This window comes from uncultured Pseudoteredinibacter sp. (assembly GCF_947502065.1).
Classification (GTDB): Bacteria; Pseudomonadota; Gammaproteobacteria; order Pseudomonadales; family Cellvibrionaceae; genus Pseudoteredinibacter.
On the sequence record NZ_CANMYE010000011.1, the window covers coordinates 58,314 to 80,853 of the forward strand.

At 46.4% G+C, this 22,540-nt stretch carries 19 protein-coding genes; 9 read left to right on the forward strand and 10 right to left on the reverse strand.

Going from position 1 to position 22,540, the window contains the following annotated elements; translation table 11 throughout:
• Positions 1-56: 56 nt before the first annotated feature.
• Positions 57-1,322 carry a cystathionine gamma-synthase family protein gene (locus tag Q1A41_RS18310; protein ID WP_299981989.1) on the reverse strand — a complete coding sequence of 422 codons (1,266 nt, stop codon included), beginning with the start codon at positions 1,320-1,322 and terminating at the stop codon, positions 57-59.
• Positions 1,323-1,480: 158 nt separating this feature from the next.
• On the opposite strand from Q1A41_RS18310, the gene Q1A41_RS18315 reads away from it, so the two are divergent.
• From Q1A41_RS18315 to Q1A41_RS18325, 3 genes are all read left to right on the forward strand, one after another.
• Positions 1,481-1,933, forward strand: a complete 453-nt coding sequence (locus Q1A41_RS18315) for an Lrp/AsnC family transcriptional regulator (protein WP_299981992.1) — start codon at positions 1,481-1,483, stop codon at positions 1,931-1,933.
• A gap of 169 nt (positions 1,934-2,102) precedes the next feature.
• The gene (locus Q1A41_RS18320) at positions 2,103-3,770 is read left to right on the forward strand and encodes a class I adenylate-forming enzyme family protein (RefSeq protein WP_299981996.1); all 1,668 of its coding nucleotides are present in this window, start codon (positions 2,103-2,105) and stop codon (positions 3,768-3,770) included.
• Positions 3,771-3,834: 64 nt separating this feature from the next.
• Positions 3,835-4,203: a hypothetical protein gene (locus tag Q1A41_RS18325; protein ID WP_299981999.1), complete on the forward strand. Its 369-nt coding sequence runs from the start codon at positions 3,835-3,837 to the stop codon at positions 4,201-4,203.
• Positions 4,204-4,661: 458 nt separating this feature from the next.
• Here Q1A41_RS18325 and Q1A41_RS18330 read toward each other — a convergent pair whose 3' ends face one another.
• Both Q1A41_RS18330 and Q1A41_RS18335 read right to left on the reverse strand, forming a co-directional pair.
• Positions 4,662-5,783 carry a hypothetical protein gene (locus Q1A41_RS18330; protein ID WP_299982001.1) on the reverse strand — a complete coding sequence of 374 codons (1,122 nt, stop codon included), beginning with the start codon at positions 5,781-5,783 and terminating at the stop codon, positions 4,662-4,664.
• A 63-nt stretch (positions 5,784-5,846) separates the two neighbouring features.
• Positions 5,847-6,206, reverse strand: a complete 360-nt coding sequence (locus tag Q1A41_RS18335) for a hypothetical protein (protein WP_299982004.1) — start codon at positions 6,204-6,206, stop codon at positions 5,847-5,849.
• 256 nt (positions 6,207-6,462) lie between these two features.
• Between Q1A41_RS18335 and Q1A41_RS18340 the strand changes: the two genes are divergently transcribed.
• Together Q1A41_RS18340 and Q1A41_RS18345 are read left to right on the forward strand one after the other, a co-directional pair.
• Positions 6,463-8,622, forward strand: coding sequence for a peptidase domain-containing ABC transporter (locus Q1A41_RS18340; protein WP_299982007.1), 2,160 nt, complete (start codon positions 6,463-6,465; stop codon positions 8,620-8,622).
• Positions 8,619-9,866 (forward strand): HlyD family efflux transporter periplasmic adaptor subunit, encoded by a 1,248-nt coding sequence (locus Q1A41_RS18345; protein WP_299982010.1) that lies wholly within the window; start codon positions 8,619-8,621, stop codon positions 9,864-9,866. Before Q1A41_RS18340 ends, Q1A41_RS18345 begins: the two co-directional genes overlap by 4 nt.
• Before the next feature lie 591 nt (positions 9,867-10,457).
• On the opposite strand, the gene Q1A41_RS18350 is transcribed toward Q1A41_RS18345, so the two are convergent.
• The 3 genes from Q1A41_RS18350 to Q1A41_RS18360 all read right to left on the reverse strand — a co-directional run bounded on the left by Q1A41_RS18350 (position 10,458) and on the right by Q1A41_RS18360 (position 14,322).
• Positions 10,458-11,567 carry a ferritin-like domain-containing protein gene (locus tag Q1A41_RS18350; protein WP_299982013.1) on the reverse strand — a complete coding sequence of 370 codons (1,110 nt, stop codon included), beginning with the start codon at positions 11,565-11,567 and terminating at the stop codon, positions 10,458-10,460.
• Between the two features lie 191 nt (positions 11,568-11,758).
• Entirely contained in the window at positions 11,759-13,930 is a 2,172-nt protein-coding gene (locus Q1A41_RS18355; protein WP_299982016.1) for a PQQ-dependent dehydrogenase, methanol/ethanol family, read from the reverse strand.
• A 137-nt stretch (positions 13,931-14,067) separates the two neighbouring features.
• Positions 14,068-14,322, reverse strand: coding sequence for a GlsB/YeaQ/YmgE family stress response membrane protein (locus tag Q1A41_RS18360; protein WP_299770068.1), 255 nt, complete (start codon positions 14,320-14,322; stop codon positions 14,068-14,070).
• Between the two features lie 333 nt (positions 14,323-14,655).
• Here Q1A41_RS18360 and Q1A41_RS18365 point away from each other — a divergent pair, with 333 nt between their 5' ends.
• From Q1A41_RS18365 to Q1A41_RS18380, 4 genes are read left to right on the forward strand one after another with little or no spacing between them, the layout of a single operon-like run.
• Entirely contained in the window at positions 14,656-15,390 is a 735-nt protein-coding gene (locus Q1A41_RS18365; RefSeq protein WP_299982019.1) for a DUF1538 domain-containing protein, read from the forward strand.
• Complete coding sequence (locus Q1A41_RS18370; protein ID WP_299982022.1) at positions 15,390-16,196, forward strand: DUF1538 domain-containing protein; 807 nt, start codon at positions 15,390-15,392, stop codon at positions 16,194-16,196. The genes Q1A41_RS18365 and Q1A41_RS18370 overlap by 1 nt, the downstream gene beginning before the upstream one ends.
• Positions 16,197-16,205: 9 nt before the next feature.
• Entirely contained in the window at positions 16,206-16,556 is a 351-nt protein-coding gene (locus tag Q1A41_RS18375; protein WP_299982025.1) for a P-II family nitrogen regulator, read from the forward strand.
• The gene (locus Q1A41_RS18380; RefSeq protein ID WP_299982028.1) at positions 16,556-16,960 is read left to right on the forward strand and encodes a CBS domain-containing protein; all 405 of its coding nucleotides are present in this window, start codon (positions 16,556-16,558) and stop codon (positions 16,958-16,960) included. The genes Q1A41_RS18375 and Q1A41_RS18380 overlap by 1 nt, the downstream gene beginning before the upstream one ends.
• Before the next feature lie 23 nt (positions 16,961-16,983).
• Here Q1A41_RS18380 and Q1A41_RS18385 read toward each other — a convergent pair whose 3' ends face one another.
• From Q1A41_RS18385 to Q1A41_RS18400, 4 genes are all read right to left on the reverse strand, one after another.
• Positions 16,984-17,343, reverse strand: a complete 360-nt coding sequence (locus tag Q1A41_RS18385; RefSeq protein WP_299982031.1) for a cytochrome c3 family protein — start codon at positions 17,341-17,343, stop codon at positions 16,984-16,986.
• A complete protein-coding gene (locus Q1A41_RS18390) occupies positions 17,327-18,100 on the reverse strand; it encodes a ferric reductase-like transmembrane domain-containing protein (protein ID WP_299982034.1) in 774 nt (257 codons plus the stop codon). Before Q1A41_RS18390 ends, Q1A41_RS18385 begins: the two co-directional genes overlap by 17 nt.
• Before the next feature lie 78 nt (positions 18,101-18,178).
• Positions 18,179-21,295 carry an efflux RND transporter permease subunit gene (locus tag Q1A41_RS18395; RefSeq protein ID WP_299982037.1) on the reverse strand — a complete coding sequence of 1,039 codons (3,117 nt, stop codon included), beginning with the start codon at positions 21,293-21,295 and terminating at the stop codon, positions 18,179-18,181.
• Positions 21,295-22,521: an efflux RND transporter periplasmic adaptor subunit gene (locus Q1A41_RS18400; protein WP_299982040.1), complete on the reverse strand. Its 1,227-nt coding sequence runs from the start codon at positions 22,519-22,521 to the stop codon at positions 21,295-21,297. Before Q1A41_RS18400 ends, Q1A41_RS18395 begins: the two co-directional genes overlap by 1 nt.
• Between the last annotated feature and the right edge of the window lie 19 nt (positions 22,522-22,540).

Sequence of the window (22,540 nt, forward strand, 5' to 3'; positions counted from 1 at the left end):
TCTATTTGAGCAATAAAGCCCACTCTAAACATGGTTTTAGAATGGGCCCCAAGCCTTTAGGATAAAGCTTGCTCTAAATCAGCAATAATATCTTCTGGATTCTCTAAACCTATCGAAATACGAATCAGATTTTCGCCAATGCCAATTTCCGCGCGACGCTCCTGGGGCACGCAGGAATGAGTCATTGATGCCGGGTGCTGGATCAATGTTTCTGTACCCCCCAAACTCACCGCTAGCATGGCAATTTGCATTTTATCCAGTACCGCAAAGGCCTCTTTTTCTCCACCTTTGATGGCAAAAGCAAAGGTGGAACCACAACCTTCACACTGGCGCTGGAAGATCTCATGCTGCGGATCACCTGCTTTTAAGAAACCAGGGTAAAGAACACTCTCTACCTGCTCATGTTGCTGCAGATATTCAGCCACTTGGCGAGCCGAAGCTGAGGAGGCCTGCATACGCACTTTGAGGGTCTCCAATGAACGCATAATCAGCCAAGCCGTATTTGGGTCCATGGTTGTACCCATAATATTGCGGAAACCGCGAATGCGAGAAATCACCTCGCCATTACCCGCACAAGCACCACCAACCACATCGGAATGACCGCCAATATATTTAGTAAGTGAGTAAAGACTTACATCGGCGCCATGCTGCAGGGGCTGCTGAAATATAGGGCCATACATGGTGTTATCGACAATCAAAATAGGCTTTTCTGCTTGGCCATAGGCGGCGATCAAACCAGCGCAAGCGCGAATATCGATAATCTGATTCGTCGGGTTATCTGGAGTCTCCACAAACACCACCGAAACCGGACCAATTGCACGGGCCTCTTCCATCGCTTTAGCTAAGCCAGCAGCCCCTTCACTGGAGCAAAAGCCAATACCATGAACCTGATATTGGGACAAAATACTGCCCAACAAGGCATCGGTGCCGCCGTATACTGGCTCTGAGTAAATCACCACATCACCCGGCTTAGATAAGGCCAGCAAGCTAGTAGAGATTGCCGCCATACCACTGGCCGTTACTAGGCAATCTTCAGCTTCATCCCAAAGCGCAATCCGCCCTTCGAGAATCTCCAATACCGGGTTATTAAAACGCGTGTAAATCAAGCCCGGCTCTTCACCAGGGGGTAATGGCTCACGACCTGAGGCGTAGTTAAAAAAATCTTTGCCGTGTTGGGCCGAATCGAATACGAAGGTAGAGGTTTGAAACTGCGGGCATTTTACCGCGCCTTCCGAAAGGCTGGGCTGATAGCCGTAGTGCATCATCTGGGTTTCAGGAGCTAGCTTCTTCGCCCCTAGGTGGCGAGCTTTGCAATCGTTCATGGGCTATCTCTTTTTATAGTGGCTGTCGTATTAGCGCTGAATTCATCATCAGGCCCAGTATCGCAAAGCCCGCCAGCAATTAACTTGTGATTTTTGCCATATCGAACGATCATAATGGCAGAATATTGCGCACAAGAAAGACTTAGAGACAGATAACAATGGATGCCATAGATCGACAGATATTACGCGAACTGCAGCGAAATGCCCGAATTAGCAATGAAGAGCTCTCAGAAAAGGTGAATTTATCGCCTTCGCCTTGCCTACGCCGGGTGAGAAAATTAGAAGCTAATGGCTTTATCGAAGGCTATAGCGCCAAGGTCAACCAAGAGGCCTGCGGCTTAGCGATGAATGTATTTGTCAGTGTACGCCTAGAAAAGCCCGAAGAGCACATCATCAAGCATTTTGAAGACGCCGTAGCCAATCTGGATGAAATTGTTGAGTGCTATCTCATCGCGGGTAATCGAGATTATTTGCTGCGTGTTGTGGCAGCCGATTTGAAAGATTATGAGCGTTTTATTCGCGAGCGCTTTTCGAAAGTGCCCGGCATCGATTCGATTGAATCTAGCTTTGCTTTCGGTCACGTTAAGCAGCAAGCTGGATTACCGCTTTAGCAAACGGTTATTGAAAATAAGGCATAAAACCACTAGACAGGCACTAGCGTGATCGGATTATAATGTAAGTCTTATAAAGCAACTAACTATAAACGCTATACTTAAAACGTAGCGAAAACGAGCCTTGCCGCCATAACAATAAACCGCGCGCAGGCCTAGGAGCCCAGTGATGATTACTACCCCACAGCCCTTGCGTCAGCAGTATCGCGAGCAAGGTTTTTTTGGTGAGCGCAAACTGCACGATCTGCTTTACGCCACCGCCAGCAAAAAGCCCGACACCATCGCCTTGGTTGATCCGCTAAACCGAGATGATCTTACCGGCCAAGCTGCCCGCTCACTAAGCTATCAAGAACTGCAAGCGCTAATCGAGCACACCAGCTATGGCTTAATGCATGCAGGCCTTAAAAAAGACGATATCGTTTTTGTACAGCTGCCCAACATTGTCGAGCTGGTCATCTTATATATGGCCTGCTCACGCTTAGGTGCGATTGTGAGCCCCGTGCCCATGCAGTATCAAAAACATGAGCTCGCCGACATCCTGCCGATCTTACAGCCCAAAATCGTCATCAGCTTAAATACTTTTAAAGGCAAAGATCAGAGCACCCCAATGTGGCAAGCGGTAGAACACTGCCACTTACAACTGGATGAAAAGCCGCTGCACCTAACCGTAGGAGAAGGCAGCGCTGAACACGGCCAAAGTTTCGATACCCTTTATGCAGAAGCGCTTGATGAGGCGATGTGGCAGGGTTATTTGGAAAGCAACCCAGTAAATGCCGATGATATCGTGACCATTTGCTGGACCTCTGGCACAGAAGGAAAACCCAAGGGAATTCCGCGCTCGCACAATCAATGGCTCACTATTGGCCTAGCTACCTACGAAGGCAATAAGCTGCAAGATGGTGAGGCACTGTTAAACCCCTTCCCGTTTATTAATATGGCCTCTATCGGCGGCTTGATGATGAGCTGGTTATACAGCGCAGGCAAAATGGTATTACACCACCCCATGGACTTACCGGTCTTTGTGCGCCAGTTAATCGAAGAAGATATTACTTACACCCTAGCGCCACCACCGTTACTGAATAATATTATTAAGCACCCAGAAATGTTGCCGCCCAATACCTTAGCTAAGGTACACACGATTGGCTCTGGTTCAGCGCCTTTAGATGCCTGGATGGTGGAAGGCTTTAAAGAACAACACAATATCGAAATCGTAAACCATTTTGGCTCCAATGAAGGCGTTAGCATGGTCTGCGGGCCAGACGAAACCAATCAAGCTGAACAACGCGCGCGGCTCTTTCCCATTGCCAATAAATTGATCGATACCCGCCTGGCCAACCCAGAAACCGGTGAAATTATCAGCGAGCCTGGCATCAGCGGCGAGCTGCAAATTAAAGGCCCTAGCGTATTCGATGGCTACTATAAAGAGTCCCACAAAACCCAACAGGCCTTTAGCGAAGACGGTTACTACAAAACTGGCGACTTATTTGAAATCGCCGATGCCGAGTTTTACCGCTTTGTGGGCCGCTGCAAAGATTTGATTATTCGCGGCGGCGTAAACATCGCCCCAGCTGAATTAGATAACTTACTGGGCGCCCACCCTGCCGTAGAAGAAGCGGCCGCCGCTGGCTACCCTTGTGACACCATGGGTGAGCGAGTAGCTGCCTTTGTGGTGTTGAAAGAAGGTGAAGAGCTAAGCCTAGAGGCGCTCTGCGAATACCTAAAAGAGCGCCAAATCGCCATGTATAAGCTGCCCGAAAAGCTTATCCAGATAGACGCCATTCCACGCAACCCATTGGGTAAAGCACTACGCTTTAAGCTATCAGAAATGGTATCCTAGCGGCCATGATTCATCAGGCCCAGAGCAGCAAGCCTGGGCCTAATTAATAAAGCTAAGGATTACCATGAAAATTCTAGTACGCACACTTTCTGTACTGATCGTATTAACTTGCGCCTTTATCTGGGTAAAAACGCTAATCTCGCCTGTAGAGATGGCCCAACAACTCGGCCTACAAGGCGAAGGCAATATAGGCCTAGCCTCTATTCGCGCCGATATGGGCGGTGTGTTTTTTATCACCATGGTGCTTACCAGCCTAGGCCTAATTAACAAAGGCAATCACTGGTTCGCCGCTGCGGCCACTGTCATGTTAGGTGCCGCTATTGGTCGTGTTACGGGCTTGGTTGTGGAAGGTTATAGCGAAGCAGCAATTATCCCGCTGGGTGCAGAAGTTGTTTTGATTGCGATTTTGTTTGCGGCTTATAAGAAGGCGTAAATATATTGGCTTCGATGTGGGGTCAGAACCAATAGGTTCTGACCCCGGTTTGGCGTAATTACGACTATTGTCCTTTTCCCATATTCGATATCTTTTCGAATACCCTATTCACCAAGTATCCCTCCACGATAAACGTTACTTGAGAATTCGTTAGGCTTTTAATATCTTCCCCTTTACTTTTTAAACGTAAGTGGTCAATCAACCAAACACAAATATGCATCGCGAATACAGCGATTTTACAATGAAAATAAAGATACTTGCTAGCTTCTGGCTATAGCCACGTAAGCGGCTTACTACATTTTCTAATTCTGAATAGCATTATCCTTTAGCGTGAATAAAAAGCAGGAATTGGCCTAACTCTAGAATAGTAGATCTAGAATAATTAGAGCGACCATCCCGCATTCTGCTTTTCGTATTTACTAATTATTTATATCTAGCCTTTTTACTTGACCCCACTTTTATTGAACGTAAATTTCCATATTAATAAAATCAATGAAAAGCGCTCCAGAATTCAATAGAATATCTGAACCAACATATCCGGATAACTTTTCTGGCCTACCGAAAAATACTCGCCTGCTAATTTTTTCATCTACAATATGAGGATAAACAGCCTTTGAATACATCTCCGTAGAAAACACCCTTTTATTATTGCTTATATATATACTTTCATCTGGAGCCCCGAACATTCTAGCGCCTGTTACTTTCATTTTGGACAGAGAAATCTCGTCACCGCTTTTAAAGATCACGCTTCTATCGGCACCGGAATCAATAAAATAAAACCCACTTTCTTGGCCAAAATTACCGACACCCGCCAAACCCAAAGAATCCGTATAGAAAAGATCCATCATTTTCTTGTCCGCCACACAATTACTCACACCAAACAGAACAGACCACTTATCATGATCAGAAGGCACAATGCACATCGTTCGAACTGACATCAAAAAGTCCAATCCAAGTATCCCATATGAAGCCCGCATAGAGGTATGGTCACTTAATTTACTACAAGGCATGCCGGAAAAATCCATATCGCCTATTATAACTTGATCAAAGTAATAGACATCACCACTCCTCATTGCTTTGCTTTCCTGCAAAAATAGGTCTGGAACCAAGCAATTGCTAGATCCTGTATCGACAACAAATGGATATGCTTTGCCCCCAATATTCACACCAAGATACAAGCCAGTATTTAAGTCTCCGCCCTTAGTTACCAAGTGATACTTGGACATATCAAGGACTCTGCTAGTTGGCAAGATTGGCATTCTCTCAAGTTTTTTTGCCGAATTATTAAACTCTTTTATAAAGTCTGGATCACCAAGCTCATAAACAGCATCCTTGACTGACTTAAGTGCCGAATCTCTTTTTTCTATATCAACCTCACCCAGAGACAACTGATAAGTTTGGTAGAGATTTTTAAGGATAAAATCCTTATTCTCACGTGTCGAAATAACATCAGATAAAAGATCTATGGCCTCTGTACCGCTACCGTAGTATTTTCTATCTAAATAAAAATCCAACTGACTACTATGGACAGTGGAGCAGCCACCTATTGTAATAGCGATAAGGAATACAAAAATACGCATATATAATTTTCAAAGTTGATCGACCACTCAATTGTGGTCGATCTATCGTTTCTAATTAATCTTTTATTTCGGAGGATAACATTCTATCTTAACCTTACCAGAAACCCCCATTCCTCCGCCAGTAACACTAGCACTGGCGTGGACATTCATATTGCCCTCAAAACTCTTGAGTCCACCCGGGCAAATTTTCTCTGTTAATATTCGTTTATCTTCCTGGGTCTGTTTCTTCTCTTTTGATTCCTTTGGCTTCTCACCTTCGCCATCCGGCGGAGTTTCTTTTTCATCACCAAAACCTAGGCCACCGTAGTTGTAGGTTGTTGAACTCCAGCTACTTTGATTGCGGTCATAGTTATCATTTGACGACAAATGATTAAACCCACCAGAAACCTGCTCAACCTCAACTACATTTAAATCCCTGATCATAAAAATTTCCTTACAAAATTACTATTTGATTCAACCCCGAATTGCCCGGGGCCTAAAATTAGTAACCTAGGCCATCTGTCAAAAGCAAGCGTCATTCATTAATTCCATGCCATCTTACTTTAGTTTAATAATTTCTCTAAGGGGGGGGGGTGTGAATAATGTTTAATCACCGCCATTCTCTATTCCCAAATTTGGCACCAGCCGTGTTCATTGGCGCCCGTTTCCCTTACATTCGGATTATCAAAAGGGACAAGCAGTGAACTTATTTAATCTTATACAGGGAAAGTACCAAGCCAGCGTAGTACATCAATCCGAAGCCGCCGAGTGCGGTCTCGCTTGCATTGCCATGGTGCTCGCCCATCATGGACATCAAATTGATTTAGCTACTTTGCGCAGCCGCTTTTCAGTTTCCCTCAAAGGGGCCAGCCTGCAAAGCTTAATGGCTGTTGCCAATCAACTTGAGCTTTCGCCCAGGCCACTGCGGCTAGATTTAGAAGATTTACCCGAGCTTGAGCTGCCTGCCATCTTACACTGGGGCCTGAATCATTTTGTGGTTTTGGTTAAGGCCGATAAAAAGCGATGTGTAATACACGACCCAGCCCGCGGGGCGCTTACTTTGGATAACAAAGAAGTTTCCCAGTATTTTAGCGGCGTAGCCTTAGAGCTGCGCCCCACTACACAGTTTGTTGAAAAAGAAGAAGTTAAGCCCGTTCGCATTACCGACTTTTGGAGCTCGATACGGGGCTTAGCGCCTAGCATTACACAGCTTTTTATTCTTAGCTTGCTCTTGCAATGTGTGGGTTTGTTAATGCCATTGTTTCAGCAAATGGTAGTGGACGATGCCATTACTAAGCAGGATCTCGATTTTTTAACGGTGCTTGCGATGGGCTTTGCCATGATTGGCCTAATTAATATCGCCCTGGGCTGGTTGCGCTCTTATCTAATGTTGTATTTTTCTACAGCGCTTAACTTTCAAATGCGTTTAAATTTGTTCCGCCACTTGCTAAAGCTGCCCGTGGATTTTTTTGAAAAACGCCACATAGGGGATATTACCTCGCGCTTTGGCTCACTTAGCCCAGTGGCCAATTTATTTACCTCGGGGTTTATCGCTATTGTGCTCGATGGCATTATGGCGATTACCACTTTGGTTATGGCCTTTTTCTACAGCGTTAAGCTTACCTTGATCGTGATCGGTTTTTTGATTATTGGTTTTATTATCGAGCTCATTATATTCCCTTACGAAAAGCGCAAGAACGAAGAGATATTACACCGCTCGGCCAAGGCACAAACTAATTTTTTAGAATCTATTCGCGGCATTCGGGCGATTAAGCTTTTTGGCCAGGAATCCGCCCGGGAATCCCAGTGGCAAAACCTGAATATCGATACCCTTAACTCACAGATTACCTTAGATAAATTCAATATTAATGTGGGTGTGGGTACGGGTGTTATCGGTGTACTGCAATCGGTGCTTACAATGTATTTAAGTGCCCAGCTGGTGATAGAAGGCAATATGACATTAGGCATGTTGTTTGCCTACCAAGCCTACTCTGGGCAGTTTAGCTCTAGGCTTTCGGCGCTTATTGGCCAGTTTATGGAGTTTCGCATGCTGAAGCTGCATTTAGAGCGACTGGCCGATATAGTGCACAGCAAACCAGAAATTGAGCCCAGCAAGCAACAGCAGCTGAATTACGATAGAAAACTCGCCGGGCAATTAAGCTTAAAACAAATCGATTTTCGCTATGGCGAGCAAGACCCTTGGGTATTTCAAAATATTAACTTACAAGTAAGCCCCAAAGAGATGATCGCTATTACCGGGCCTTCTGGCGGCGGTAAATCTACCTTGCTTAAGGTGATGCTGGGCATTTTAAAACCCCAAGGGGGCGAGCTGGCTATTGATAACACCCCACTACACAGTTTGGGCCTGGAGTTCTATCGCCAATCTATTGGCGTGGTAATGCAGAATGATCAGCTGCTTTCTGGCACCCTTGCCGATAACATCAGCTTTTTTGATCCAGAGCTGGATATGGCTTTTGTAGAGCGCTGCGCAAAAGCGGCCTGTATTCACGATGACATAATGAAAAACCCCATGGGCTACGACACGCTTATTGGTGATATGGGTACCACGCTTTCTGGCGGCCAAAAACAACGGGTGCTTTTGGCCAGAGCCCTATATCGCCGCCCGAAAATTTTGTTTTTAGATGAGGGCACCGCCAACCTTGACATGGCGACAGAAGAAAAGATCGCCCAATTGATTAAACGCTTACCTATTACGCGCATTGTAATTGCTCACCGACCAGCATTAATTGAGGCCGCCGATCGTGTTTTACATATGGAGGACGGGGTTTTAAGTGAAATAGAGTATAGCGCGGCTAAAAGCCCAAGAAACGCTCAGCCAACAGAGGAAGCTAAGGCATGAGCAAGCTGTTTCGCCAAGAAGCCATTGAGCACCAGCGCACTCGGCTATGGGGTGAGGTGCTTATTGTGCAGCCTCGTAGTTTTAAATGGTTGGTGGGCATATTTTTCATTTCGCTATGCGTACTGGTTTTATTTGCCAGCCTGCAAAACTATAAGCGAAAGGAGTCCGTATCAGGATATCTACTACCCCAATCGGGCATGCTAAAGGTAAATAGTGATAGGGGCGGTGTAATTAGTCAGATATTAGTGCGCAATGGCACATCAGTAAATCAGGGTGACGCCCTTATAAAAGTGACCCAACACAGAAGTGATGACGATGGCTCGAACAATAGCTTACAAACCCAAAGCTCACTAAATAAAGAACTGATAGCCAGCCAGAGTTTTTTAGCCAGCATCGATGATCGTCGCCTAGAAGACATAAAAAACTTAAAACAACAACTGAAAGGCAAAAGACGAGAGCTCGACACATTCAATAGTGAGCTAGCCCTTTTAGAAGAGCAGTTAAAGTTGGTCAAAAGGCAAAGACTTGGCGCTGAACAACTAAAAAGCAAAGGTTTTGTTTCGCAAGCCAATGTAGACACATTGCTTGGCCGAGAACTAGAAATCCGGCAACAGTATTTAAGCATGAAAAGAGGTTTGGATAATGCCCAACTACAAATTGCTAATATTGAAAACCAAATAGATATAAAGATACCCAATGCATTTGCTGAAGAAAAACTCAACCTAGAGCGTCGCGTAGAATCCCTAAAAAGAGAGCTTGCAAGTAGCAAGATATCGTCGGCCTACACAATCACCGCACCCGCATCAGGAGTTGTCGGCAACTTTACCAGCCATGTAGGTTCAAACGTACAAATAGGAAGGCAACTATTAACGCTGATGCCAAAAGATTCTGAATTAATTGCAAGGCTATTGGTCCCCAGTAGGGCTGCGGGCTTAATTCAGCATGGGCAAGCTGTACGCATTCAGTATGATGCATTTCCTTATCAGCGCTTTGGTGTTTTCGATGGGCAAGTTATGGAAATTTCCCAAAGCGTACTCACGCCAAATGAAATGCCTGTACCCGTCAACATCCAGGAAGCTTTTTACCTTGTGGACATAAAACTGGGTAGCCAAACTGTAACATCTCAAGGGAAAGACATTTACCTAAAACCAGGCATGCAACTTAAAGCAGATATTATCCTTGAAGAGCGATCTCTATTAGAGTGGCTTTTTGAACCAATATTGACGATTAGTGGTAGGTTATAGTTCCCGTGGTTATGCGGGTATAGATCTCGGCTTCGATGTGGGGTCAGAACCTATTGGTTCTGACCCCGGTTTGGCTTAATTACGGTTATTGTTCTTTTCCTATATTCGATATCTTTTCGAATGCTCTATTCACCAAGTACCCCACCGCGACAAACGTTACAATAAATATCGTCAGGCTTTTTATTTCTGATTCTCCACTGAAGTTTAAGTACGGGCAGATTAGAAAGCATGTTGCTGCGAGTACAGCGGTGATCGCTGCGTTTGTTAGGGAGTGTATTCTTGATTGCATGGCGATTGCCTTTTGATCGTTGGCATAGTGACTAAGGATGATTCTATATTTGCATACAGATTAACTTAGCCTCTACTGCGATAGATAACCTTTGATCACTTTTGGTTTTAGATTGGGAGTTTTTGTTGGGGTTTGATTGGGGGATTTGGGGCAAAGGGGTTAGGTTTTAGAATGTGCTTGGGCAAGGCTTGTGAGCGTGGGCTTGCTTGTAGGCTTGGCGGGCCATTCTAGCATGTGGCTTCGAGTGGGGTCAGAACCTATTGGTTCTGACCCCGGCATATGTATGGGCTTCGCCTTTGCTTTTAGTTAAGCTTATCTAGGGGGCGGCTCATTTCGGCCCAATCTATATCGCCATCGTCGATCATGTTTTCATATTCCAGCACACCCAGTGCTTCAAACTTCGGACGTACGGAATCGGTGAGTAGGCCTATACGGCGAAGATTGGGTATTACGCGCTGGAAGAGATGGTCGCGGAAGTTGGTATTGCCTTCGCCCGCTAAAAATACTTGGCGAGCTTCTTCCACGTCCCAGCCATAGTATTCGAATACGTCGGTAGGGATTAAACGCTCTCGCGATACCACACAGGCTTCATAGGCAAATTGTGCGCGCTCTTCTCTTTCTTCTTCACTGAGTGATTTTACAAATTCTTCAAGATAGTGAATACCAAAAGCAACATGACGTGCTTCATCGCGAATAACGTAATTTAAAATATCTTTTAGCAAGCCACCTTGTGGTAGGCGATCGTGCATTGAGGTGAACGCCGCTAAAGCTAGCCCCTCGATAACAACCTGCATACCAATAAATTTTAAATCCCAACGAGCGTCGGTCAAAATTTTATCCAAGATACCTTTTAAGGCGTAATTGATGGGGTACATTACCCCAAGCTTTTCTTGGATAAATTTATTGAACACTTCAACGTGGCGAGCTTCATCGAAGGTTTGTGAGCCAGCGTATAATTTCGCGTTAAAGGTCGGCGCACAACTCACCAGCTGGGAGGCAACCAGCAAAGCACCCTGCTCGCCATGAAGAAACTGAGCCAAACGCCAGGCATCACAGTGATCGAGAAACTCTTTTTTCTTTTCTGCGCTTAAATCATCAAAAGGCTTAAAGCCATCAAAACCACCCACTTTGGCGCGTACTTCGTCAGGCAATAAAGTAACCGGTTTGCTCCAATCTAAATCAGTTTCAACATTCCAATTGAGTTTTTTACCCAGTTCATAAAGCTGTTTAATGCGGCCTTCTTGGAGCTTGTAATCCCAGTTATAGCTGCCAGTTAACGGCGTCTGGAATATCTCCGCGACATCATCAACATCTTGTTCGGTTAGGGGAATATCATCATCCACGGTAATAGCGGCAGCACGACTGTAAAAAGCTACGCTTCTGGGAGTTTCATCAACAAATTTAGCGGGCATCGCGGTCTCCTTATTCATTATTATTGCAGGGAGTTCTGATACTCAGTTTAGCCCTAAGCTGTCGATAAAGCCGGACATTTTTAGCGGTAATAATGACAGGAGGAGAAAATTGAGACTTTCGGTCTATTGGGGTGGAGTAAATGGCGGTTGGGGTCAGACCCTTTGAGGGTCTGACCCCGTTTCGGCAGGCATTAGAAAACGCGTTCGTCGCCGTGACTGTCGATGGCGCGCTGAATGAGGTAGTGATGAATATCTTGCACCTCTTGCACGGTTAGGTGATCGTTAAAGGCAGCCATGCCTTTATCTTTCAACATACCGCCATAAACAATGCCCATAAAGGATTGGTGGCTAGCTTCGGTCATATGACGTAAGTCTGGAATTACACCGCCACTTACGGCGTGTAAACCATGACAAAACTGACAAAATTCATCGTATAAAGCACCGCCATTGGCAATCTGCTCTGCTGTACCGGTTTGCGCCGGTGGTTTCGGCGCTTCTTTTACGAGCTTAGGCTGATCAGGCAATGTTGCAGTGCCGCCAATTTTATAAACCAAAACACGATTCGGCCCTGGGCCTTCATCTTTACCAAAAACAGTGCCGCCGGTAAGGCTAAACATGCCGCCCCAGCCGGCCATTACGGCAACATACTGCTCGCCATCTACTTCATAAGTAATCGGCGGAGCTACCACACCGGTTTGGGTATATGCTTCCCAAAGCTGTTTACCTTCACTAGCGCTGTAAGCCATTAGCTTGCCTTGAGGCACACCATGGAAAACCAAATCGCCCGCGGTGGTTAACATGCCACCAATACCCGGGGTTGGGTAAACCACTTCCCAAGCCGGTTTTTGCTTGGCAGGATCCCAGGCAATTAATTTACCGCTGGTAAGCTTTTTGTTCATTAAGATGGTTTCATTATCTTCCGCTGGTGGCTTAACCCAGTTCATGCCCAGGTTCCAAATGCGCTCTTTATCCAGCTTTTCGCGGCCATTATAAAAGTGCGGCATTTCAATGGCTGGGATGTAAACCAAACCGGTATTGGGATTAAAGGCCATTGGGTGCCAGTTGTGACCACCGTAAGGGGCCGGCCAAACCATCTGGGTGCGCTCTGTAAATTCGGTGACACTTTTATCTTCAACAGGGCGACCGGTTTCCTGATCGACATGGCTAGCCCAAGTTACTTGCACATAAGGCTTGGCCGATAAAAATTCGCCGCTGGTTCTATCTAACATGTAGAAGAAGCCGTTTTTGGGTGCCTGCATAATCACTTTGCGTGTAACACCATCCATTTGAATATCAGCCAAAATCATATGCTGGGTTGCGGTGTAATCGAAATTGTCGGCAGGAGTAGTTTGGTAGTGCCAAACATATTCACCCGTTTCTGGGCGCACCGCTACGATGGAAGATAGAAATAGATTATCGCCGCCTTCGGGACTGCGGATATTTCGGTTCCATGGCGAACCGTTACCAACACCTACATAAAGTAGGTTTAGCTCTGGGTCATAAGCCATGGAATCCCAGGCGGTACCACCACCGCCAAGCTTCCACCATTCACCTGTCCAGGTTTTGGCAGCCATTTCCATAGCTTCACTCTCAAAGCCTTTTTCTGGATTGCCTGGCACAGTATAGAAGCGCCACTGCTGCTCACCGGTCTCGGTATCGTAGGCGGTGATATAGCCACGTACGCCCATTTCGGCGCCACCGTTACCGATAATAACTTTGTCTTTTACGATTCGCGGGGCACCGGTAATTGAATAGGGTGCGCCATCAACGGTTTTCACATTCCAGGCCACTTTACCTGTCGCCGCATCAAGTGCTGTTAGATGACCATCAATTGTGCCAATGTAAACCTTGCCTTTCCAAACCGCCACGCCACGGTTAGCCGGCGAACAGCAAAGGTAGCGATTGTACTCTTGCGGAACTTTAGGGTCGTAGTGCCACAATTGCTTACCGGTTTTAGCGTCAAGCGCATAGACCGCACTCCACGCTGTACTGGTGTACATCACACCATCAACCACAATGGGGCTGGCCTCTAAACCTTGCTGATGCTCAACATCGAAAGACCAAGCCAAGCCTAAATCCTTCACATTATCTTTGCTGACTTGATTTAGCGGGCTATAGCGCTGCTCGCCATAGGTACGACCATGGGACATCCAGTTGCCTGGCTCTGAGTCAGCAGCAATTATACGCTCGGCCGTGATATTGGCGGTGCTGGGCTCAGCGGCCTCTACTGTTACCTTTGCAGGGGAATCATCTTTGGCGGTTTGATTGTTTTCTTGAGCATTCTTATCACCGCTACAGGCAACTAATGCAAAAGACAGGACGGCTGCCGATAACGGCCGCAAGGATATATGGGCTAATTTCACCACGCGCTCCAAACATATTATTGTTAGTTTGTATTGAGTATCAAACAGCGCGAGATGGAAAGGTAGGTTAGTTTTTGACAATCCGCGACAAAAACTGAGAATGGGCCAGAGTCATTACCCTAGCCCCATATCTGATATTACTTCTTAAGAATAAGCTTGTTGTAAGCAAATAGCAGAATAAATGCACCGATAGTGGCGGTGATGATAGTTGCGATATTGAAGCCTGATACCGAGCCCAAACCTACTAATGAGCCGATAAAGCCACCCACGAAGGCGCCACCGATACCCAACACAATGGTAAGAATCCAACCCATTTTATCTTCGCCAGGCATCAACCAACGCGCCAATGCACCAGCCACCAAGCCTAAAACAATCCAAGCAATCCAACCCATAGTCGTTCCCCTTTAAAACCGAATATTGTTTTTAAAACTGAGGCTGCGTCCAATACCTCTCGCTGCCTGAGCCTTCAATATGAGCTTTTGAGGCTGAACCCATACTTAATAAGGGAGAGGCAATGATTGAGATGACAAAACATGGGGATTAGAGGCAACAAATCTGCAATAAAAACACCATACAATGATTAGGGTTATTGCAAAAGAAAATTTATTTGCTAAGTACTTGATCTAGAACGGTAAAAGCGTGTTTTTACCTTTACGGGTATTCACCCCACTTCTATGATCATCTTACCCATAAATTATTAGCCCATAGCATTTAAAGGAACATTCGTGCTAAGAACTCTTCAACAACTTGGCCGCTCCATGGTTGGCAGTTTGCGAGACCTGATGCCCATTGTGGCGGTCATTCTGTTCTTCCAGTTTTTTGTACTCCAGCAACCCCTGCCCAATGTCGGCCAGCTGATGATGGGGGTCGTTTTTGTGGTGCTGGGCTTAACTTTTTTTATCCACGGCTTAGAGCAAGGCCTATTCCCGATTGGGGAATCCATGGCGCACGCCTTCGCTCGCAAAGGCAGCTTGTTTTGGTTAATTGTGTTCGCTTTTTCTTTGGGCTTTGGCACTACCGTCGCCGAGCCTGCACTCATTGCGGTTGCGGCTGAAGCCGCCGAGGTTGCCGCCACCGGTCAAATGATCGAAAACAGCTTGGCGGCCAAAGGCGAGTACGCCAATGGCTTGCGTTATACCGTCGCCTTTTCAGTTGGCTTAGCGATTGTGATTGGTGTGGTGCGTATTTTAAAAGGCTGGCCAATTCAGTGGATTATCATTGGCGGCTATATCATCGTGGTTATTATGACCATGTTCGCCCCCCGTGAAATCATCGGTATTGCTTACGATTCTGGCGGCGTTACCACCTCCACCATTACCGTGCCTTTAGTTACTGCACTCGGCGTTGGCTTGGCATCCTCTATTAAAGGACGTAACCCAATGATCGATGGCTTTGGCCTAATTGCCTTCGCCTCTTTAACACCTATGATTTTTGTTATGGCCTACGGGATGCTTATCTAATGGAAATTTTACAGCAGATTTGGGATGTCACCCTAGGCACCGTTACCGATGTATTGCCGATTGCCGCAATTATCTTTGGTTTTCAGTTTGCGGTTATTCGTAAAAAGCCTGCCAATCTTGGGCAAATACTTTTTGGTTTTGTATGGGTTCTTGTTGGCCTATCACTCTTCCTCTTAGGGTTAGAGTGGTGCCTATTCCCGCTGGGCCGCTTGATGGCCGAACAGCTTACCGATCCGAATTTTATACACGCCGGTAAAGCTATAGTAGATGCCGCCAGCCAAGTAGATTGGACCGATTACCACTGGGTGTACCTCTTCGCCTTTTTGATTGGCTTTAGTACCACCATTGCCGAACCTTCACTCATCGCCGTTGCTATTAAAGCGAATGAAGTTTCTGGTGGCGCTATCGGTATTTGGGGCTTGCGCCTTGCCGTTGCCCTGGGCGTGGCGATTGGCATTTCACTCGGCTGTTATCGAATTGTAGTGGGCGATCCAATTCACTGGTATATCATCTGTGGCTATATTGTGGTGGTCATTCAAACCAGCTTTGCCCCCAAAATGATCGTACCTCTAGCGTATGATTCCGGTGGTGTTACCACCTCTACCGTTACCGTTCCTTTAGTGGCAGCATTAGGCCTTGGTTTATCCGAAACGGTGCCGGGTCGTAACCCATTAATTGATGGTTTTGGTTTAATTGCTTTTGCCAGCCTGTTTCCCATGATTTCGGTCATGGCATACGCGCAAATCAGCGAGTATCGTGCTCGCGCAAAATCGACCGATGAAGAGTCGGCCGAGTCGTCGACTTAGGAGCTCACTATGCACTTTAAAATGATTGTTGTCTTCGTGGAAGACGATAAAACCGATGATGTAATGGATGCTGCACGCCAAGCGGGCGCCACCGGAGCCACGGTTATTAACAATGCTCGTGGCGAAGGCTTAAAGCAGAGCAAAACTTTTTTGGGCTTATCAATTAATAGCCAGCGCGATGTCATTTTGTTCTTAGTCGAAGAGCACCTAAGCCGACATATTCTGGAAGAAATTAACCGTGTAGGTGAATTCGATTCAGCACCAGGAACTGGAATTGCCTTTCAAATCGATGTGGAAGATGCCGTTGGCGTTGCCCACCAAGTGGAAAAACTGACCTCAGAAGTGGAGGAGCTGTTGTAATGGAAAAGAAAGTAATAAACGCTCGCCAGGTAATGCACAGCAATCACCTGGAGATCGATGGCAAAGCGACAGTGAAAGAAGCCATCGCCTTAATGCGCGCTAATCAAAGTGATGTTTTGATTGTCCAAAAGCGTGATGAACATGACGCCCTAGGCATTGTTTTGCTATCCGATGTCGTAAAGAAAGTACTCGCCAAGGACAAAGCACCAGAGCGTGTAAATGTTTATGAAATCATGTCTAAGCCAGTGATTCCTGTAGAGGCCGATCTCGACGTTCGCTATGTTGCCCGAATGTTTGACCGCTTTGGTATCTCCAATGCGCCGGTCGTTGATAAAGGCGAAGTTATTGGCGTTGTTAGCTATAACGAGCTTATTTTTAACGGCCTATGTGAGCTGCTTGATTAATATTTAATTGATTGGCGTAATCATCAGGGCTGAGTATCGGGCTTATGACAAGCCCCGCATTGACGCACCGGCCCTGACTCTTTCCCCGCATGTTTTAAATCCCGATGACAATCACGGCATAAACCGTGAAATTGCTCTTCGACTAACAGATTAACGGCTTCGTCTTCTTTGTGGCATTGATAGCAGCCGTATTGCCTACCTGTACCATCTACATAATTATGATGGCAATTGGCACAACCAACTTTATTGTGATCTTTGTGGGCAAAGTAAACATCCAGCAGAGGCGCCTCACGTAAAGACTCTTCTCTGGCAGATAAAAAAGCACTCGCCAGAGCCGCAAAAATTAACAGCAAACCAGCCGCCCAACTAATTTGCCGCCACATACAAGCCTCCGCTAAACAACACACAAAGCAGTACTAAGCCGATAAATAAAATAGGTTTTACCGGTGCGCCCACTTGCTTATAGGCTTGGGAATTACCAACAAAGAAAATTTTGCTGAAAGAAAACTTAGGCCCCAATCGATTTAAGGCGTAGTAGGAAACGACCAATACAAGCAGCAAAGAAAAGAGTGCCCAGGAAGCGTAGCGATCAAAATAAAAGCCTGCGGCCACTACATGATACAAGCAAGCGACTAAAGCCAAGATCGACAATAAGGCATGACTAAAACGAAACGATAAGAAGCCGCCATGTAAACGATGCTTTAGCGGGCGTATAGATGCCAAACATAAATAAACAAAGAACAACCACGCTAGCCAAGCACAGAGCATATACCAGGGCGAGCGCAAGCTTAGATATTCCCAAGTAACAGGCTCTAATATTAAAAAACCAAAGCCATGGATACTGCTGAGCAGCAGCAACGCGAAGGCCAACAAGCGATGCCACCAATAAAATAAATCACCTTTTACTTTTGGCCAACTTCTTGGCCTGGCCCTTTCAATAAACAGATAAATACAAAGCCCAAAGGCGACAAAGCCAACTCCATTGAGTAGATCCCAATAGCCACCCGCAAGCATTGGCTTGAAAAACAATAGGGACAAGTACGGCATCAACAAATAAACACATAAGCTACCCAGAAAAAACAGCAATAAGGGCAGTGTTTTGTGCTTTACCGTTTCAGGCTTTTTATTTTTATATGTCATGCGACCTATTTTTATTGTAAATAAAACCCCCTGTCAAGCAGAGGGTCTTTTTTAACTTCTTTTGAGGCCAGCGCTGGCTTAAGTAGCGCGGGGCAGTGGCGACTCTTCGCTTCTAAAGCGCGCCTTGGCCCTTTCAGCTAACATAAACAAACTTGGCACCAATATCAACGTAACCGTTGTGGCCAGCAATACACCAAAGGCCAAAGAGATCACCATTGGCACTAAGAACTGTGCCTGGGTGCTGGTTTCAAACAGAATCGGTACTAAACCAACAAAGGTCGTCACAGAGGTGAGAATAATCGCTCGGAAGCGATCTCGCCCAGCCTGTACCACCGAATCATAAACGCTTTCACCTTGGGCCCTTAGCTGATTAATTCTATCCAGCAATACTAAGTTATCGTTGACCACAACACCCGAGCAGGCAAAGAAACCAAGGAAGGACATCATGCTGATTTCGCGCCCTAAAATCATATGCCCAACAACAGCCCCCATGAAACCAAAAGGTACGGCGGTGAAAATCAAGAAAGGTTGCCAATAAGATTTAAAAGCAACCGCCATAATGGCCAATACAATCAGCGAAGCGATAAAGAAATTAAGCAGAATTGAAACCATAAATTCTTGCTCTTCCTTCATGCCTTCAGAAAGATCGAGGCGCAAGCCCGGATATTGCTGACGCCACTCTGGGTAATGTTCTTTCAAGATCGCCTGTACGATCTCGCCAGGTACACCCACACCTTTTTTCACATAGGCGCGAACTTTAACCGAGCGCTTGCGATCCTCACGTTTAATATGGGAATAGCCTGGCACATAATCCACAAAGGCCACTGCCTCGAGTGGAATCTCGCGTTGATCGCTAGTACGAATGCGAACATCGCTTAAATGGTCGACATTATTACGCTCTTCTTTGGGGTAACGCACCATAACTCGAACATCTTCATTACCCTTAGGAATACGTTGCGCTTCAGCGCCATAGAAGCCTTGTCGTACTTGGCGTGCTACATCACTTAAGCTAAGCCCCAGTGTTTCGGCATAGGGTTTTAAACTTAGCTGAATATCGCTGCGAGCCGATTCAATGCTATTACGCACATCGTACACACCGGAATAAGACAACAAAGCTTCTTCCAGTTTTGCAGTAACATCATTAAGAACTTCTTCATCATCACCGGGCGCTGTTAGCAATAAGCTAATATCGGCGCCCACGTCATTAATGGTCGCATCTAAGGTAATTTCTTCAAGCTCGGGCAATGGCCCTACCAATTCACGCCAGCGTTTTACTACCGCATCGGCTGAAACATCACCACCGTGATCTGCAAGGGAAAGCGAGACCACGATATTGTTACGCCAGCCCCAGGTTTGCATATCCTTGATAACCGCGTCACCACCAGCTTCACCAAATAACTCGGTATCTTTTTTAAGCTCTGGAACCGCACCCTCGACACGCTCAATAATGGAATCCATTGTGCGAAACGGTGCGCCTTCTGGAATCTTCATACGCAAGCGAACAAAATCCGAGGCCACTACCGGCATAAAGGATTTGCCTACCCAACCACCGACAAATACCGATACTGACAAAAAGAAAGCTACAATAAAGACCGCAACAGTGGCGCCGTTATGCTGCAACATTTTTTGCAGGCTGGTTTTATAGTAGCGATCAGCTACATGCTCCAAACCTTTGGCAACACCCTGACGCCAAACCTGAAAGCGGCGCAAAAAGCCAATGCGGCTTTCTTTCTCTGGCTTCATATGGGCCAAATGCGATGGCAAAATCAACAGTGATTCCACCAAAGAGAACAATAAGCACAAGGTAACAACGGCCGGAATACCAAAAGAAATTTCGCCCATTGCACCGGGAATAAACAGCATCGGCGCAAAGAAAATAATCGTAGATATCACCGCCAAAATCACCGGCTTACTTACCATTTTGGCGCCGCTAGCAGCCGAGGCATTTCCCACCATACCGGCCTGCTGCCTAGAGTAGACGCTCTCCCCCACAATAATGGCATCGTCCACCACGATACCCAGCACTAATAGGAAGGCAAACAAGGACAGCATATTCAGGCTCACGCCCGTCATTGGCAAGAACCAAAGCGCACCTAAAAACGCTACAGCGATTCCTAAAGTAACCCAAGCCGCTAAAGCAGGGCGCAGGAATAGCATCAATACGACGAATACCAAAACCAAGCCCGACAGGGAGTTGTTCATCAGCAAGTTGAGCCGGCCTTCAAAAAGAGTCGACCAATCACGCCAAACGACCGCATGCACACCAGGCGGAAGCTGCGACTGAACATTTTCAACAAACTCGCGCACTTCCGTAGCTGTTTTTACAACATTCGGGTTATCGGTTGCATAAACTTCAAGGTAAACAGCCTTGCGACCGTTCAGGCGTGCTATTAAATTCCACTCTTCTAAAGTTTCTTTAACATCGGCTACTTCACCGATCGTTAACTCCGAGCCATCTTCTTTACTGCGAATAACAATGCTTTCAAAATCATCCACTGTATAAGCTTGCGCTCGGGTTTGAACTTGCAGATCACCGTTTTTCGAGCGAATCGAACCCGCGCCTAAGTTTAATGAAGAACGTCTTACCGCATTCACTACATCTTCAAAACGCAGCCCATAGCGGCGTAGCTTCTGCTCAGATATTTCAATGGCCATCTGCTCTGGGCGCACAGCCTCAAGGTCAACTAAGGTAACCGCTGGCAATAAAGAGATTTCATCACGTAGCCATTCGCCAGTCGCTTTTAAGGCCGTATCGTCAACTTCGCCATAAATACCGATACTTAGAACTTCAATCTTTCTTTTATTCTCGCGAACTTCTGGGCGCTCGACATCGGCTGGGAAAGTAGTAATAGAATCAACACGGGTTTTAACATCATTTAATAAAACCTGGGTATCGTATTCATTCTGCACTTCAATTGTGACCGAGCCGCGACCATTGCGCGCACTGGATTCAATCTTTTTAATGCCCTCCAAGTCGAAGATTGCCTGCTCGATACGCTTTACAATCTGTTCTTCAACTTCCTTAGGGCCAGCGCCAGGATAAGGCACAGAAACACTGAGCGATTCTGGTGAGGCATTAGGGAAAACTTCACGATCAAGGCGGTTATAGTTATAGATACCACCAATAATAATCGCCACCATCAACAAGTTGGCAGCGATGGGGTTCTCAACAAACCATTGCACGAGTCGGTTCATTAGCTATCAGCCTCCGCGTTATTCTCTGCGGGCTTTTCTTTGGCCACCTCACTGCTATCGGCATTCTTAATTTCTACTTTTTTGCCCGGCACCAAGTACTGCTGATTCGCAGCAATAATATTATCGCCAACTTCCACCTCACCTGTTACCCAAGCTTTATCATTACTGACCTTGAGCACTTTAATAGTTTTACTCACCACTTCACCTTTGTCATCAACGGTGTAGATCAGGTTACGTTTGTATAAGGCCTTGCGAGGAATTTCGATAACATTTTGTAATAGCTTGCCGGCGATTTGAGCTTCCACAAATAAGCCAACCATTAATGGTGCTTCTTGCTCGGCTGAATAAGGCGCTGCTACTTCGGCTACTGCATAATACAAACGGGTACGGGTATCTAAACTGGCATCGGTACGCGCTATGCGAGCCTGCCAAGTACGAGGAATACCCGCGACCGTGCCGAACAATTCTACTTTGGCGCCCTCACTAAGCTCACCACTGGCCACGCCAAGTGGCAATTCAACCAGGCCTGCTTCCGCATCCGTTAATGGCAAACGAACTTCAACTACCGAAGTATCAAAAGCTTTACCCAATTGTGTACCCGGGCCAACATACTGACCAAGGTCCACACTTGTGCTGCGCACCAAGCCCGAAAAAGGCACACTAATTTTGGTACGACGCAGATTCAGCTCAGCCTTTTCAAGATTGGCTTTGGCGGCATCAAGGCTAGCCTTGGCGGCGGCAATTTGCGGTTTGCGTAAAAATAGATCGTTTGCTTCATCGTTGCCAAGGTTACGCCACTCTCGTTTCTTTTGGCGTGCTTGGCCACGCTCAGTAGCTAAGCGCTGTTCGGCCTCTGCAACTTGAGATTTAGCTTGTACGACCGCAAAGCGATAATCGCGCGGATCAATTTCTACTAAGGTTTCACCTGCAGAAATTTGACCACCCGCCACAAAGGCAGGATTCACTTTCACAATGCGCCCTGAAACCTCCGCGACCAAGCTAATCTCACGGCGCGGAGCCACTGTACCTTGGCTATGGACACTTAGACGATGCTCACCAGGCTGGGCGGCAACAACGCTTACCTCAGTAGGCTTGGGCTCTTCTTTTGGCTGGGGCTTAGATTTGGGCTTCATGGTTGCCACAGCGAACACCACGGCACCTCCGATCAGCAAAATAAGTAAGGGCAGGAATTTGCTCATGCGCGAGCGAACAGCTGTATCGGCCACTAGAAGTCGTCCTCATCTC